Below are 14,902 nucleotides of genomic sequence, written 5' to 3'. Positions count from 1 at the left end.
CCTTGCCCTGCCGGCAAGCCAGCCCTCCTCACAGTCACGCTGTTCATCTCAGTGCTCTTGCCGCTCTTGAATTTGCCCGTAGGCAGGGAGGCATCCATTACATCTCCTTGATTTTCAGGTAGGTGCAGCGTTGTGTCGCGGGCTCTGCATCCCTATAGGACAACACTTCCAAAACTCGAGGGAAAAAAGGGCCGGGCCCGCCCAAAGTGGCGCGACAACGTGCGGCCAAGCGAGCCCCCGCCTACAACGGTTCGGCCCGACGGCCGATCAATGCGCAGGGCTCCAGGGTCGATACCGGTAGCGTTGGCAGCAGCGCACCGCGCATCGGCCGAAAGCCCACTCACATCAAGGAGACCATCATGGAAAGCAATTCATTGAGCCCACCCACCGATACCGCCAACGCTCGGGAGAGCACAGGGGGATCATCCAACACCGCGTGGAGCGATACGCGGCATGCTGGACAGCCCAGCCAGGGTGGCCCAACCGGCGGTGGCGCCGACGACGCATCCATGCACAAGGCCAGGGAGGACGCCGACACCTTCGGGCGAAAAGCGGCGGATGCGACCCAGGACTCCCTGCAGGAAGTGCAGGCCAAGGCGGATGGCGTGGTCCAAGCGGGCAAGGCCTATGCTCAGGATGCGGTCAACGCGGCCGGCAAGAAGATCGACAGCATCAAGGGCCAGGCCGCCGATCTGAAGCAGCGCAGCCTGCAGTTCGCCGCGCACGAGCCGATGAAGGCAGTTGCCTACGCCGCGGCCGGTAGCGCAGTGCTCACGGCGGTGCTGCTGTCGTGGATGCGCGGACGCCGCTAGCGGGCTCGGGCCGCTGATAGTCCCTCTGCTGGCGACGCGGCTCCGACACGTTACAGGAGCGCGCGTCGCGCAGGGGCGGTGTAGTACCTGTCGACGTCATCTCGATAGGTATCGTCGTAGTTCGGTACGTCGGCAGCGGCATAGCGTGGCGCTCCCTCCAACCGGGCCTTGTCCAATGGCACAACGTAGCCGTCCCGATCGACGTCGTACCTCAGCATGGTCCAAGGAATCGGGTAGCGCTCGGTACCAATGCCCAGAAAGCCGCCGAACTCCATGACTGCGTATCGGACCTTTCCGGAAACCTTGTCGATCATCAAACCTTCGATGGTGCCCAGTTGATCGCCTTCGTTGTTGTAGACGGCAGTTCCCTCGACGAGATCTGAAGAAATGACACGGTTGGAAGATGCGATGCTCATGAAAACTCCTGGGTGACCGATACCGCTGGTGGCACGCGGTCCGCGAATGCAAAGCCCAGCGGACGAAATATCGATCGAACCCCAGATCCCGCTGATCAGGCGGTAGACCTTCCTCTTGTAGGCCATGGCCCGGGGACTTGCACGCCGCAGACCGCGCCTTGAATCGAAGGGTGCATGCGCCGACCTACAGACGTTGAGGTCCCTCCCCCACACCGGGCCGCCGGCAGCTTCCTAAAGTGGATTGACTCAACCCCTGGGAGACATCATGAAGCTGAAACTCGTCACTGCGACCACAGCCCTCATTGGCCTGCTGGGCCTGGCTGGCGCAACCTTCGCGCAGACCACTGCGGTGCCTGCAGCGCCTGATCCTGCCAAGGGCGGGCAAGCGAGCACCAAGACCCCCGCTGGCGTCGCGAATCCGACCCAGCGTCCGGACGGAAGCAACCCTGCGTCACGGGAAGCGGTCAAATCCGAAGCGCGCTCGGAAAACCGCAGTCCGGCGAACACGGCCGTCCCCAAGGGCGAGCCCTCGACCATGACCAACAATCAGCCGAACGCTGCTCAGCCGACGGGCGCGATGAGCCGAACCGAGGTAAAGCCAAGCAAGATCGATCTCAAGCCGCAGGCGGGCGTGAAGGGCGAGCGGCCCGATGTGCCGACGAACCCCAAGGAAAAGACGGGCACGCCTCAATAGTGCGCCTTGCCCCTGGCGCGTGGATGGCAAAAGTGTGGACCTACCAGCCAGGCGGAGGAGCAGGGTCGCATGTCACACGCCAGCGCCGCCCAGATTGTTCGGGAACTGCTGGAGGGGCCCGTCACTCGACCTGCGTTGCTGCGATGGCGCAGGAAACAGTTCTTCGCGACAGAGGGGACGGGCTTTTATTTCGGGGTGTTCGAGGACTTCATGACAGCCCGCCGACACTTGCCGACGAACCCTGAATTCAACAATGAGGAACTGGCCGCCGAGTACGTCGAGCTTCGAACCCGGCAGGTGTTTGCGTACGACTATCCTGTGATGTGGTGGCTCGAAAAAGCCTTTCGTCAAGGAGCCAGAAGCGTGATGGACATCGGCGGTTCCGTCGGCGTGCACTACCACGCGTACCGCTCGTACCTCGACATGCCTGCCGGCCTGACATGGCAGGTCGTTGAAGTCCCGGCGATGGTCGGCATCGGCCGTAGGCTGGCGGCCGAGCGGGGAGCGACACCCCTGAGCTTCACCGATGATCTCGGAGAAGCAGTCGGCAGCGCAGACTCCGACATCTGGATCGCTGCGGGTGTTCTTCAGTACCTGGAAGACGCGCGACCGAAAGACCTGCTCACACGATGCATCAAGAGGCCTCAGCACGTGCTGCTCAACAAGCTGCCGCTCTACCGGGGCGGCGACTTCGTGACCACGCAAAACATCGGCGATGGCTGCTTTGCTCCCGTGCACGTGTTCAACGGCGATCGATTGATTCGCGAGATGGAAGCGCTGGATTTCACGCTTCGGGATCGGTGGTCGGTTCACGAGCGGTCCCTGTATTTGCCAGGTTACCCGGAGCGATCCTTCCCATCGTTCACCGGGCTGTATTTCGACGCCCGAGCGTGACATGCCGCTCGGATCCATGAGCCGCGCGTTCGGCGCCGGGCGCGCCGCGCAGGAGGCCGCGATGGCCACCTCCGGCCTGCACGTCATCGTGATGGCCGTGCGCAACTACATCCTGCACCAGAGCGCGAACCAGGCCGGTAGCCTGGCGTTCTCGTCGGTGCTGGCAATGTTTCCGCTGCTGATCCTGGTCTCGGCCGCCGCCGGCTTCGTCGGACAACCGGGCGACGCGGCAGCGCTGGCCGACCGCGTCATGGGCTACGCGCCACAGGTGGTGCGCGATGCGATGCAGCCGGTCATCGCGCAGGTACTGGCTCAGCGCAACCAGACACTGCTGACCATCGGCGTGCTGGTGACGCTCTGGACCGCCTCATCGGGCATGCAAGCAGTGCGCACGGCGCTGAACCGCGCATACGGAATTCAGCGCGGCCTGCCGTTCTGGAAAGCGCGCATCAAGGTCACCGTGTTCACCGTCATCGTGGGCGTCGGGGTTCTGGCAGCGTTCAGTTCGGTGATCGTCGTGCCGTACGTGTGGCGGCTGGTAGAGGCCCACACGGGTGCTGGGCCGGAGGCACTCTGGCTGCGCAACAGCGTGCGCTACGGCTCGGCCTTCCTGACGCTCACGGCGCTCTATGCGCTGCTGTACGCCTGGCTGCCCGACATCCGTCAACGGCTGCGCACCGTCATGCCCGGAGCCCTGGTCGGCGCGGCGTTGTGGGTGGCGGCTGCGGCCACCTTGTCGTACACGCTGCGCACCGCAGGCAAGCTGGCGCTGGTCTATGGCAGCTTCGCGGGCATGGTCGCGACGTTGGTATTCCTGTACATCAGCGCGACCACCCTGATCTTCGGCGCCGAGCTCAACGCAGTGCTGCGCGAGAAGGTGGCCCGGGCAGTGCCTCCGTCCGTCACGCCGTGAAGCTCGCGCCCACCGTGGTTCCCCGGTCGCTCGCTACCACCCGAGGTTCAGCAACCGATGGCGGCGAGTGCCGTCGGAGACCTCAACAGCTGCGTCAGCGCGCGATCACCGGTTGCAGCGCAGCGACCAGCGCAGGCGCGCTCCAATCCCTTTCCCCCTCGGCCCAGACCCGTGGCAGCCCCATGGCATCGAACACGAAGGTGGCCGGCAATCCGCGCCCACCCCATACCTTGAACACCGCCTGGCTCCGGTCCAGCAACACGGTGCCGGCGATCGGCACTTCCCCCAGAAAGCGCTGCACGCGCTCGGGCATTTCACCGTGGTTGACGGCGATGAACTTCAGGCCGTGCGACGGGCCGAGGCGGGTGACCAAGGCGTTGAGCGTCGGCATCTCGACGCGACAGGGGCCACACCAGCTGGCCCAGAAGTTCACGAGCAGTGGCTGCCCCGCGAAGTCGGCCAGTGTGCGGCGCTGAGCCGTGAGCAGCTCGATCGCATCGAGCTTGGGGGCCCTGGCGGGGCGCCACGGCGCCAGGGTGTTGTCGGTGACGACCGGCGCCTGCGCGCCAACCACGCCGACCGAAGCCGCCACCGCTGCTGCGGCGCCGCGCAGCAGCACCGTTCGGCGGCGCAGCATGGTGGTGCGTGGTGCGAGCGTCAGGCCGCGACGCGCGTGGACCCGATGCTGTAGCGGAAGGTGGCCGGGTCCAGGCTGTCGAGGCGACCCTGGGCGGTTTCGCCGTTGGGGTACATCAGGAAGCCGATCGGTCCTTGCTGGCGCGCGCCGGGCAGGCGCATGTCGTCCGCATGGTTGTAGCCCATCCAGTTCATCTCCCACGCGCCGAACAGCATGGCGTTGGCGGCGCGAACGCGCACGTCGGTGGCGGCCAGGCCTTCCTTGGTCTCCTCGAGCATGACCTTGCGCACGTCCGCCGGGTCCACCGGCACCCAGCCATAGCCTTGCGCATAGAACTCGGCGCGGCAATGCTGCGCCTTCGAGATGTCCCCGCTCTTGCCCATGCTCTTGTAGCCATGCGCCGAGTCGTCCACACGCACGCCGTACACGTCGCGCGCGGGCACGCCCGAGGCCCGGGCCAGCGCGACGAAAAGACCGTTGAGGTCGGCGCACTTGCCGCCAAGGTTGCCGCTGGTGAGCACGAATTTCACGTCGCCGGTGCCGCAGCCGCGCACGCTGCCTTCGCGGTGGCAATGGGCCACGATCCAGTCGTAGATCGCCTTCGCCTTCTCCATGTCGGTGCGCGCGCCGGCATCGGCCGTGATCTTGCGGGCGGTGTCGCCCACGATGCCGTCGGTCGGCTTCAGTGGGGTGGCACGCAGCCAGGGGCGAAGTTCGGCCGCGCTCGCGTTGATGGCGCGCGCCTCGGCGCCGAGGTCGGTGGCGCGGTCGCGCAGCGCCACGCGGTTGACCAGCGTGACCTGCTGCGGCACCGTGGCGTCGGTCCATTCGACCATCAGCATCTGCGCGTCCGCCGGGCCGCGCACGACCTTCGCCAGGCTGGCGCCCGGTGCGTCGAAACGCGTCTCCAGCAGGCGTTGGTACGCCGCTCCGCCGCTGCCGACGAGCTGTCGCGCCGGTAACGGCACCCAGACGCGGCCCTGGGTGGTGCGCTCGCTCAGGTCGATCCGGGTGGCGACGTCGTAAGCGCGCCAGCCGTCGTCCGCCGGCCGCTGCGCGGCGCTCGCCACCGAGGGCAGGGCGGCACCCAGCGTACCGAGCAGCGGCGTGGCGGCGGAGATCTGGAGAAAGTGGCGGCGTTGCATCGTGGGTTCCTCCTTGGAAGCGACGGTCAAAAAGCAGCCGGTGGACGGCGGCTGCGCGGCCTGCACCTTGCCATGAATGCCATCATTTCACCATCCCCACTGTCACGGAACGCCGCCGGATCGATTGCCGTCGCAAATCCGATCGCGCTCTGACACCGGGCCAGTCCTCGCCCCCTCGGCGAGGCGCCCGGGCCTGTTTGAGCCCGCCTAGACCGCCGCAAGGTCGAACGGGAGCCCCCGACCGGTTCCGAGTGCGCGCAGCTCGGCCAGCAGGCCGGCGGGGAGCGGTATGCCCTCCTGGCGGCGTTGATGCTCGCACTCTGCCTGTCGCTGGCCCGGATAGCGGGCGCCGGGCCCCGAGGCTTCCAGGTAGGTCTGCATCCATGCGCTCACGCTGCCATCGAAAGCGTCCTGGCCCACCGCCAGCGCGGGGTTGATCACCAGTGCAAAGGCACTCACGCCGGCGGCCGAGCCGCGCGCGTCTCCAGACGCTGCCTGCTTGCCCGGCACCACGCCGTTGAGGCTGCCTGCCAGGCATTCCACCAGCATGGCGAGCCCGAGTCCCTTGTGACCCGCGATCGGCCGCATGGCGCCTTGCAGGGCCAGGGCCGGATTGGTGGTAGGCCTTCCGTCGGGCCCGACGGCCCAGTCTTCCGGGATCGAATCCTTGCCTTCGCGCAGGGCTTGCGCCACGTGGCCTCGTGCGACCACGCTGTGTGCCATGTCAAACACCAGTGGCGGCCGTCCCACGACCGGCATCGCGAAGGCCATGGGATTGTTCCCGATCACCGGGCCATTGGCGCCCGGCATGGCCATGACCGGCGGCGTGCGTTGGCAGAGGATCGCGAAAAAGCCGCGCTCCGCTGCCGACAGGACGAAGCCCCCGAGCGCCGCGAGGTGGCCGGTGGACTGAATGCCGCACCCGACCAGCGCGCTGGTGCGCGCGGCGCGCATCGCCTCGTCCATCGCGAACGTGGCCACGACCTGGCCGAGGCCACCGTCCCCATCGACGTGCAGGAGGCCGTGACGCTGTTCCAGCCGCGGGGTGGCCCGCGCGTTCACTTCCCCGGCCGCGAGCTTGTCCACGTAGGCCGGCAGGCGCGCGACGCCATGGGTATCGATGCCACGCAAGCTCGTTCGCAGGAGGATCCTTGCTGTCAGCGAGGCAGCCCCCTCGGGCACGCCCTGTCGCATCAAGACGGCCGTGGACCAGCGCTGCAGCGCGTGGGCGGCGAATAGTTCGGGCGCGCGGGTGGTGCTCATCAGCCGCGGGACGCAGCGACCGTTCCCCGGCATTCGCCAAAGCCGATGCGCCGGAAGCCCTCTCGCTGACAGTAGCCACGCAGGATCACGGTATCGCCGTCTTCGAGGAAGGTGCGCGTCTCTCCGTTGGCAAGCCGAATCGGCTTCCTGCCGCCATCGCTGAGCTCGAGCAGAGAGCCCCCTTGCCCTGCCTCCGGGCCGGACAAGGTGCCAGAACCGAAGAGGTCACCGGCGCGCAGGTTGCATCCGTTGACGGTGTGGGGCGCGACCATCTGCGCGACGGTCCAGTAGGCATCCGCGTAGTTGGACGTCATGAGCCGCTCGCCCGCTGCCCCGGCCTTCTGCATCGCAGCGGTCTGCAGCCAGACCTCGAGCTGGATGTCGATCGCGCCCGCTTCACGGTTGGCCGGCGAATCGAGGTAGGCCAGTGGCTGCGGATCGCCTTCCGGACGGGCAAAGGCCTTGCGGAAGGGGGTCAGCGCATCCATCGTCACGATCCACGGCGACAGGGTGCTGGCAAAGTTCTTCGACAGGAAGGGGCCGAGCGGCTGGTACTCCCAGCCCTGGATGTCGCGCGCGCTCCAGTCGTTGAAGAGCGCCATGCCGAACACGTGCTCCTCGGCCGACGCCATCGGGATGCGATCCCCCGCGACGTTCGGCCTCGAGATGAAGATGCCGAGCTCCAACTCGTAGTCCAGCCGACGGCACGGGCCGAAAGCCGGCACCTCCGAATCGGGTGCCTTGGTCTGGCCCAGCGGCCTTGGGAAGCTGTGGCCGCTCACGAAGATCGACGAGGCCCGGCCGTGGTAGCCGATGGGCACCCACTTGTAGTTCGGCAGCAGGGGGTTGTCGGGACGGAACTGCCTGCCGACGGTCGTCGCGTGATGGATGCTCGTGTAGAAGTCGGTGTAGTCGCCGATCTCGCAGGGCAGGTCCATCGTGACGTCCGACTGGGACACCAGGGCGGCGCGGAACCTGGCCTCATGGGCGCCGCCATGGCGCAATCCCTCGGAGATCGCCTGCCTCAGGGCCTGTCGGGCTTCCCGCGGCAGGCGCATCACCTGGTTCATCTGACCGTTCTGGACCAGGCCGACGCGGCGCAGGTCGAGCACCTGGTCGCCGATGGCGACGCCGATGCAGAGACCGTCGTCGTCTTCGCGCCGGAAGCGGCCGAACGGAAGGTTCTGGATCGGAAAGTCGGTCGCGGGGTCGTTGGCCGATTCGAGCCAGCTGTGCCGGTCCGCGTCGTGCGTGGTGTCGGTGGTCGGTGCCATGGCGGTCCTGCGATCGATCTCAGTCGGCCTGCAGCACGCCGCGGCGCACCTGGTCGCGCTCGATCGACTGGAACAGGGCCTTGAAGTTGCCCTCGCCGAAGCCGTCGTCACCCTTGCGCTGGATGAACTCGAAGAAGACCGGACCACCGAAGGCCGTCTCCGAAAAGATCTGCAGCAGCAGGCGCGGGCTGCCGCCCTCGGTGGTGCCGTCCAGCAGGATGCCGCGCGCCTGCAGCTCGGGCACCGGTTGGCCGTGGCCCGGCAAGCGCGTTTCGAGCATCTCGTAGTAGATGTCGTTGGGCGCGGTCATCAGCGGCACGCCGGCCAGACCGAGCTGGTCGATGGTGTCGATCAGGTTGTCGCTCAACAGCGCGATGTGCTGGATGCCCTCGCCGTTGAACTTCATCAGGTACTCCTCGATCTGGCCCGACCCCTTGGCCGATTCCTCGTTCAGCGGAATGCGGATCTTGCCGTCCGGTGCGGTCAGCGCCTTCGAGGTCAGGCCGGTGTACTCGCCCTGGATGTCGAAGTAGCGGATCTCGCGGAAGTTGAACAGCTTCTCGTAGAAATTGGCCCAGAAGGTCATGCGGCCGCGATAGACGTTGTGGGTCAGGTGGTCGATCAGCTTCAGGCCGTGGCCGACGGGGTGGCGATCGACGCCTTCGAGGAACTCGAAGTCGATGTCGTAGATCGACTTGCCGTCCTCGAAGCGGTCGATCAGGTAGAGCGGCGCGCCGCCGATGCCCTTGATCGCGGGCAGGCGCAACTCCATCGGCCCGGTCGCGATGTCGATCGGCTGCGCGCCGAGCTCGAGCGCCCGGGCATAGGCCTTGTGCGAGTCCTTGACCCGGAAGGCCATGCCGCAGGCCGACGGACCGTGTTCCGCGGCGAAATACGCCGCCGGGCTGTTCGGTTCGCGGTTGACGATGAAGTTGATGTCGCCCTGGCGGTACAGCACGACGTCCTTGGAACGATGCCTGGCCACGAGCTCGAAGCCCAGCTTTTCGAAGAAGGGCTCGAGGGTGTCGGGGGTGGGCGAAGCGAACTCGACGAACTCGAAGCCCATCAGGCCCATTGGGTTTTCGAACAGATCAGACATTGGCGTGCTTCCTTGGAAAGGGGTTGACAACTCATTCGACGAGCGTGAGCTCGGAGGCGTAGGTCGCGGCGCGCTGCGCATAGCTGGCCGCGCTCTCCATCAGGCGCGCGACGTCTTCGTCCGTCAACTGGCGCACCGCCTTCGCGGGCGCGCCGAGGATCAGCGATCGATCCGGAAAGACCTTCTTCTCCGTGACGATGGCCCCGGCGCCGACCAGGCAGTTGCGGCCGATGACCGCGCCGTTGAGCACCACGGCCTGGATGCCGATCAACGAACCCTCGCCGATGGTGCAGCCGTGCAGCATCGCCTGATGCCCCACGGTGACGTGGGCCGCGATGCTCAGCGGGAATCCGGGGTCGGCATGGAGCACCGCCCCTTCCTGGATGTTCGTGGCATCGCCGATGCGGATCGGCTCGTTGTCGCCACGGATCGCCGCGCCGAACCAGACGCTGGAGCGTTCGCCGAGCTCGACCTGTCCGATGAGATGGGCACCAGGCGCCACGAAGGCGGTCGCTGCGATGCGCGGGGCGTTGCCGCCGATGCGATAGAGGGCCATGAGAGGGTCCGCCCGGGATCACTCGGCGGTGATGTTGGCCTTCTTGACGAGCTTGGCGTAGCGCTCCTGCTCGGTCTTGAAGAACTGCGCCGAAGCCTCGGGGGACATCGGATTGATGATGTTCTCCTGCTTGGCCATGGCGTCCTTGGTCTCGGGCGTGTTGAAGGCCGCGACGACCGCCGCATGCAGACGCTTGACCTCGGCCGGTGGCAGCTTGGCCGGACCGATCACGGCGAACCAGCCGGAAACGTCCACATCGGGGAACCCTTGCTCGGCGATCGTCGGCACGTCCGGCAGCGACGGAACGCGCGTCTTTCCCATCACGCCGATGGCGCGCAACGCACCGCTCTTGAGCTGGCCCTGCACCGCCGGCACCGCCACCACGCCCATCTCGACCTGGCCACCGATGATGTCGGCCACCATCGGCCCGACGCCCTTGTACGGAATGTGGCGCGCATCGACGCCGGCGGCGTCCATGAACATCGCGCCAGCCAGGTGGATGATGGTGCCGTTGCCCGACGACGCGTAGTTGTAGCCGTCGGGCTTGGCCTTCAGCAGCGCCTGCAATTCCTTGGCGTTCTTGGCTGGCACCTTCGGGTTCACGACCAGCACGAAAGGCGTCGCGCCGACCACCGAGATCGGCGTGATGTCGTTGACGGCGTCGAAGGGCATCTTCTTGAAAACGCTCGGATTCACCACGTGATTGTTGGACACCACGCCGAGCGTCTGGCCGTCGGCCGCCGCACGAACGACGACGCTGGTGCCGGTGATGCCACCGGCGCCCGGCAGGTTCTCGATCACCACCGCCTGGCCGCCCAGGGCCTTGGTGAGGGATGGCGTGGCTGCCCGCATGATGGTGTCGACGCCGGAGCCGGCTCCGACCGGCAGCACCAGCCGCAGGGGTTTGTCGGAGGATTGGGCCAGGCTGCCGGTGGCGCCGAGTGCGAAGGCGGCGGCAACGAGTGCGGTCAGGCCGCGGCGTTGGATCTGGAAGGTCATGTCTTGTCTCCGTGGGTCTTGGTTGTTGCGTGTCAGGCCGTGGCGTGGCTGGGCAGGCCGGCGAGGATCTCTTCGGTGTGCTGGCCGACACCCGGCAGCGCGTGCCGCACACCCGGACGGCGACCGCCCATCAACAGCGGCAGCAGCACCACGTCCGTCGTCTCGCCGTCCTCGCATTCCATCGGCACCAGGCCGCCGCTCGCTTTGAGGTGGGGGTCGTTGACCAATTGGTCGGGCCGCATGATCGGTGCGTACGGGATGCCGGCCGCTTCGAGCTTGGGCGAGAGCTCTTCCACGCGGTGGTGCTTGAGGTTCTCGCCGAGCTTCGCGAGCAGGGCCGGGCGCACCGCCACGCGCAGCGCGTTGTTGGCCAGCGCCGGGTCTGCTGCCAGCTCGGGCGCCTCGATCACGCGGCACAGCGTCAGGAACTGCTTGTCGCTCACTGCGCCGATGAAGAGTTGCTCGCCGTCGGCGAGGGTGAAGACGTCGTACACGCTCCAGGCCGAGACGCGCGAGGGCATCGGCGGCGGCGGCTCGCCCGTCATCGCGAACTGCTGCATGTGCTGGGAGGAGAGGAACACGCAGTTCTCGAAGAGGGCGCTCTGCACCTCCTGGCCCTTGCCGGTCAGGTCGCGCTCGCGCAGCGCGGCCAGCACACCAATGGCGCCGAACATGCCGCCCATGATGTCGTTGACCGAGGTGCCGGCGCGCAGCGGCCGTCCGACCGGACCCGTCATGTACGACAGTCCGCCCATCATCTGCACCACCTCGTCGAGCGCCAGCCGGTTCTCGTACGGGCCGGGCAGGAAGCCCTTGTGCGTGACGTAGATCAGGCGCGGGTACTTCTTCGACAGCGTCTCGTAGTCGAGTCCGAAGCTGGCCATCAGGCCGGGCCGGAAGTTCTCGAGCACCACGTCGCACTGGCCCGCGAGTTCGGCGGCCGTGGCCCGGCCCTCGTCGGTGCCGATGTCGATCACGACGCTCTTCTTGTTGCGGTTGAAGGAGCGGAAGAAGCCGATGCCCAGGCCCGGCAGCTTGCGGGTCTTGTCGCCGCCCGGAGGCTCGACCTTGATGACTTCGGCGCCGAGGTCGGCGAGGATCATCCCGCAGGTCGGGCCCATGACCATGTGGGTGAACTCGAGGACGCGGACGCCGGCGAGGGGAAGGGGAGCAGCGGAGGTCGTCATGGAGTGGGTTCTCGGTGTGTTCAGGCGTCTTCAGGCAGAAAGGGCTTGGGCGGCGAGGCCGAAGGTCTTGGGCAGGCCGGCCTGCCACAGGGAGCCGTGCAGCGTCTCGCCGGCGAGCCACTCGGCGACGCGGGCGCGCAACGTGAGCAGCTGATCGATGTCGATGCCGGTCTTGATGCCCATGCTGCCGAGCATGTAGGCCAGGTCTTCCGTCGAGACGTTGCCGCTGGCGCCCGGCGCGTGCGGGCAGCCGCCAATGCCGGCAAGACATGCGTCGAAGCGATGCACGCCGACTTCGAGCGCGGCATAGACGTTGGCCAGACCGAGGCCGCGGGTGTCGTGGAAATGGCCGCACCAGAAGCGGTCGCCGGCAATCTTCACGGCGTCCTCGAACAGGTCGCGCACCATGCCCGGGTCGGCGTAGCCGACGGTATCGGCGATGCTCACGCGGTCGGCGCCGGCGTCGAGCAAGGCCTGCATCAGGCGCAGCACCTCGCTCTTGTCGACGAGGCCCTGCAGCGTGCAGCCGAAGGCGGTGCCGACCCCACCCTCGATCAGGATCCTGGAGCCCGAGGCGTCGCGCGCCGCGCGGATCTTCGCGACTTCAGCCACCACGTCGTCCGGGGTCTTGCGCAAGTTGGCCAGGCTGTGCGCATGGCTCGCAGAGAGCGGCACGATCATCAGGTCGGCCTGGGCAGCGATCGCGCTCTCGGCACCGCGCAGATTGGGCACCAGCACGGAAGTGAAAAGGTTCGGCAGCGTCTTGGCAAAGGCCACCAGCTCGGCCGTGTCGGCCAACTGGGGCAGCAGCCGCGCCGGCACGAAGGAGCCGACCTCGATCTCGCGCTGGCCGGCCTCGTAGGCGGCGCGGATCCATTCGCGCTTCTGTTCGGTGGGGAGGATGGTGGCGATGCTCTGCAGGCCATCGCGCAGGCCGACTTCGCGGATCACGGCGCTGCGCGGCAGGCGGGCGGAAGGATGGGTCATGGTTTGTCTCCAGGCTCTCGGCGCACGGGCGTGGCGTCGTGAGGGAGACTGTAGGCATTCCGTAGCGAGCCGAAAAGCGGTAAATTGGAACGATCAGCGTTCCATTTCGGAATCTCACACTCGGTCCGTCCCATGCATGACCTGGATCTCACGAGTCTTCGGCTCTTCGTCGCAGTCTGCGAGACGCGCAACATCGCACGCGCTGCCGAGCAGCATCACATCGTCGCGTCCGCGATCAGCAAGCGGATTGCCCAACTAGAAAGCACACTGGGCCAGGTCCTGGTGGAGCGCAATCGTCGCGGCATCGCGATCACCGGCGCCGGCGAGATCCTGCTGGAGCACGCACGCGGCATGCTCGCCGGCGCGGACCGGGTCGCGCGCGACATGGCGGCCTTCGGCAAGGGGATCAAGGGCCAGGTCCGCGTTCTCGCCTCGGTCTCCTCCATTGCCGAGTTCCTGCCCGACGACATCGCATCGTTCCTGCAGGTCCCCGAACATCGCGAGATCCGGATCGACATCGAGGAGGCACTCAGCCGCGACGTCGTCCGCGGCTTGCGCGAAGGGCTGGCGCCGCTCGCGGTCCTCTGGGACGCCGCGGACCTCGAGGGCTTGCAGACACGGCCCTATCGCAGTGACCATCTCGCGATCGTCGCCAATCCCTCGCACCCGATCGCGGACCGGAAGCGGTGCGGCTTCGAGGAAACGCTCGACTACGACCATGTGGGACTGCCGGCATCGACCGCGGTCCACACGATGCTGGCGCGCGCCGCTGCGATCATCGGCAAGGCGATCAGCTATCGCGCCGTCGTCTCGACCTTCGATGCCTCGTTGCGCTGTGTGCGCGCCAATCTCGGCATCGCGGTCGTTCCGCGCGAGGTCGCCGAACCCGTGGCTTCCACCTATGGCCTCAAGGTGCTGCCGCTGACCGACCCGTGGGCGCAGCGCCGCTTTGCCATCTGCTTTCATGACGAGAAGCGCCTGTCGCCGGCAGCGAGGGCGCTCGCTGCGCACCTGCAGTCCCTGGCGACCCCGCACGCCACGGATCCCGGCGGACGGCGCGCGTCCCGTCAGTGACCGGTCTGCGGGCCCATGGCGAGCAAGCGAAGGCGCAGCGCACACGGCTCCATGGCGTCGACCAGCGTTGCCTTGAGTTCCCCGGCCTCGAGGGCCAGCATCTCCCGGATGCACACGGCCTGGGGTTCGGTGAAGCGTGCGGGCGTCCATTCCTGCAGCAGGCGCTCGGCCGAGGCGCAGCTGTCGGTCGCGCGCACATCGGCGAGCGAGAGGATCAGCTCGGCCTGCGCCTCGGTGAACGTGTCCGGAATGGCCAATTCAACTTCCCCAGGGACAAGTGGATGCCATGCGAGCCGCCGATGCGGCGCGGGTCACTGATCTCGCAGCCATGGGCGGAATGTAGCGTTCGGCGCGCCCGCTGTCCCGACCCATGCACAGCGTGGCGTCCGGGATGGACCGCCTGCGGCGGGTCGCCAGCGCCTCGCGACGATGCGGATCTCTATTCGCTGCCCCGACAGTCCTCGTGTTCATGGACCCATCGCGCCGCCTGTTGCTCTGCGTGTCGAAGGGCCTCGGCGGCGGTCGAATAGGCCTCCGTGTCTCGGGGCAGCTCGGTCTGCCGACCCGGTGCGTCACCGACGCAAATCACCACCGGCAGGAAAGTGCCGTTCTCATGAGGCTGAGCGCCGCAAAGGAACGCCCGGCCTCGATACGCAAATGCCTGGAACTGCTTGGGGTCCGCGGTGGGCATGCTGGCCTCCTGGAAAGTTGTGGCCACAGCGTCGTACCCTTTGACGATGCGCGATGTAGGAAGACGCCGCCCATATCGGCGGCAGCCGGGTACCTGCTGACCGGTTCGATCTCGGCACAGGGCCTCGACAGGCCCGCTGCGAGATGCAGATTACTCGATCGCCTTGGCCATGTCCTCTACGACCTTCTTGGCGTCGCCGAAGACCATCATGGTCTTGTCCATGTAGAACAGCTCGTTGTCCAGGCCGGCGTAGCCCGCGGC

The 14,902-nt window shown here is 67.1% G+C and carries 17 protein-coding genes; 5 read left to right on the top strand and 12 right to left on the bottom strand.

Going from position 1 to position 14,902, the window contains the following annotated elements:
• The first annotated feature begins 359 nt into the window (after positions 1-359).
• On the top strand, positions 360-812 hold the full coding sequence (locus QTI24_RS31280; protein WP_286605814.1) for a hypothetical protein: 453 nt from the start codon (positions 360-362) through the stop codon (positions 810-812).
• A 50-nt stretch (positions 813-862) separates the two neighbouring features.
• Here QTI24_RS31280 and QTI24_RS31275 read toward each other — a convergent pair whose 3' ends face one another.
• On the bottom strand, positions 863-1,228 hold the full coding sequence (locus tag QTI24_RS31275) for a PRC-barrel domain-containing protein (RefSeq protein ID WP_286605812.1): 366 nt from the start codon (positions 1,226-1,228) through the stop codon (positions 863-865).
• A gap of 265 nt (positions 1,229-1,493) precedes the next feature.
• Here QTI24_RS31275 and QTI24_RS31270 point away from each other — a divergent pair, with 265 nt between their 5' ends.
• From QTI24_RS31270 to QTI24_RS31260, 3 genes are all read left to right on the top strand, one after another.
• Complete coding sequence (locus QTI24_RS31270) at positions 1,494-1,922, top strand: serine/threonine protein kinase (protein ID WP_286605810.1); 429 nt, start codon at positions 1,494-1,496, stop codon at positions 1,920-1,922.
• 69 nt (positions 1,923-1,991) lie between these two features.
• Positions 1,992-2,816, top strand: coding sequence for a methyltransferase, TIGR04325 family (locus QTI24_RS31265; protein WP_286605809.1), 825 nt, complete (start codon positions 1,992-1,994; stop codon positions 2,814-2,816).
• A gap of 1 nt (position 2,817) precedes the next feature.
• Positions 2,818-3,729, top strand: coding sequence for a YihY/virulence factor BrkB family protein (locus QTI24_RS31260; protein ID WP_286605807.1), 912 nt, complete (start codon positions 2,818-2,820; stop codon positions 3,727-3,729).
• A gap of 94 nt (positions 3,730-3,823) precedes the next feature.
• On the opposite strand, the gene QTI24_RS31255 is transcribed toward QTI24_RS31260, so the two are convergent.
• From QTI24_RS31255 to QTI24_RS31215, 9 genes are all read right to left on the bottom strand, one after another.
• Positions 3,824-4,366 (bottom strand): TlpA family protein disulfide reductase, encoded by a 543-nt coding sequence (locus tag QTI24_RS31255; protein ID WP_286605806.1) that lies wholly within the window; start codon positions 4,364-4,366, stop codon positions 3,824-3,826.
• A 20-nt stretch (positions 4,367-4,386) separates the two neighbouring features.
• Positions 4,387-5,511: a transglutaminase-like domain-containing protein gene (locus tag QTI24_RS31250; protein ID WP_286605805.1), complete on the bottom strand. Its 1,125-nt coding sequence runs from the start codon at positions 5,509-5,511 to the stop codon at positions 4,387-4,389.
• A 207-nt stretch (positions 5,512-5,718) separates the two neighbouring features.
• Complete coding sequence (locus tag QTI24_RS31245; RefSeq protein ID WP_286605804.1) at positions 5,719-6,774, bottom strand: Ldh family oxidoreductase; 1,056 nt, start codon at positions 6,772-6,774, stop codon at positions 5,719-5,721.
• Positions 6,774-8,048, bottom strand: a complete 1,275-nt coding sequence (gene fahA, locus QTI24_RS31240; RefSeq protein WP_286605803.1) for a fumarylacetoacetase — start codon at positions 8,046-8,048, stop codon at positions 6,774-6,776. Before fahA ends, QTI24_RS31245 begins: the two co-directional genes overlap by 1 nt.
• A 19-nt stretch (positions 8,049-8,067) precedes the next feature.
• Positions 8,068-9,147 (bottom strand): 4-hydroxyphenylpyruvate dioxygenase, encoded by a 1,080-nt coding sequence (gene hppD / locus QTI24_RS31235; RefSeq protein WP_286605802.1) that lies wholly within the window; start codon positions 9,145-9,147, stop codon positions 8,068-8,070.
• A gap of 31 nt (positions 9,148-9,178) precedes the next feature.
• Positions 9,179-9,703 carry a gamma carbonic anhydrase family protein gene (locus tag QTI24_RS31230; protein WP_286605801.1) on the bottom strand — a complete coding sequence of 175 codons (525 nt, stop codon included), beginning with the start codon at positions 9,701-9,703 and terminating at the stop codon, positions 9,179-9,181.
• Positions 9,704-9,721: 18 nt separating this feature from the next.
• Positions 9,722-10,702, bottom strand: coding sequence for a Bug family tripartite tricarboxylate transporter substrate binding protein (locus QTI24_RS31225; protein ID WP_286605799.1), 981 nt, complete (start codon positions 10,700-10,702; stop codon positions 9,722-9,724).
• A gap of 32 nt (positions 10,703-10,734) precedes the next feature.
• Positions 10,735-11,889: a CaiB/BaiF CoA transferase family protein gene (locus tag QTI24_RS31220; protein ID WP_286605797.1), complete on the bottom strand. Its 1,155-nt coding sequence runs from the start codon at positions 11,887-11,889 to the stop codon at positions 10,735-10,737.
• A gap of 30 nt (positions 11,890-11,919) precedes the next feature.
• Positions 11,920-12,876, bottom strand: a complete 957-nt coding sequence (locus tag QTI24_RS31215) for a hydroxymethylglutaryl-CoA lyase (protein WP_286605795.1) — start codon at positions 12,874-12,876, stop codon at positions 11,920-11,922.
• Between the two features lie 132 nt (positions 12,877-13,008).
• On the opposite strand from QTI24_RS31215, the gene QTI24_RS31210 reads away from it, so the two are divergent.
• Positions 13,009-13,950 carry a LysR family transcriptional regulator gene (locus QTI24_RS31210; protein ID WP_286605794.1) on the top strand — a complete coding sequence of 314 codons (942 nt, stop codon included), beginning with the start codon at positions 13,009-13,011 and terminating at the stop codon, positions 13,948-13,950.
• On the opposite strand, the gene QTI24_RS31205 is transcribed toward QTI24_RS31210, so the two are convergent.
• Both QTI24_RS31205 and QTI24_RS31200 read right to left on the bottom strand, forming a co-directional pair.
• Positions 13,944-14,207 (bottom strand): hypothetical protein, encoded by a 264-nt coding sequence (locus tag QTI24_RS31205; protein WP_286605793.1) that lies wholly within the window; start codon positions 14,205-14,207, stop codon positions 13,944-13,946. The two genes, QTI24_RS31210 and QTI24_RS31205, sit on opposite strands and share 7 nt — an antisense overlap.
• A 584-nt stretch (positions 14,208-14,791) precedes the next feature.
• Positions 14,792-14,902 (bottom strand): NAD(P)(+) transhydrogenase (Re/Si-specific) subunit beta (locus QTI24_RS31200; RefSeq protein ID WP_286605816.1); only part of this gene is annotated, 111 nt, incomplete at its 5' end.

It is taken from the genome of Variovorax sp. J22P240 (genome assembly GCF_030316855.1).
Taxonomy (GTDB): Bacteria; Pseudomonadota; Gammaproteobacteria; order Burkholderiales; family Burkholderiaceae_C; genus Variovorax.
Note: the sequence above shows the minus strand (reverse complement) of the source record. Positions and strands in the feature narration are given on the sequence as shown.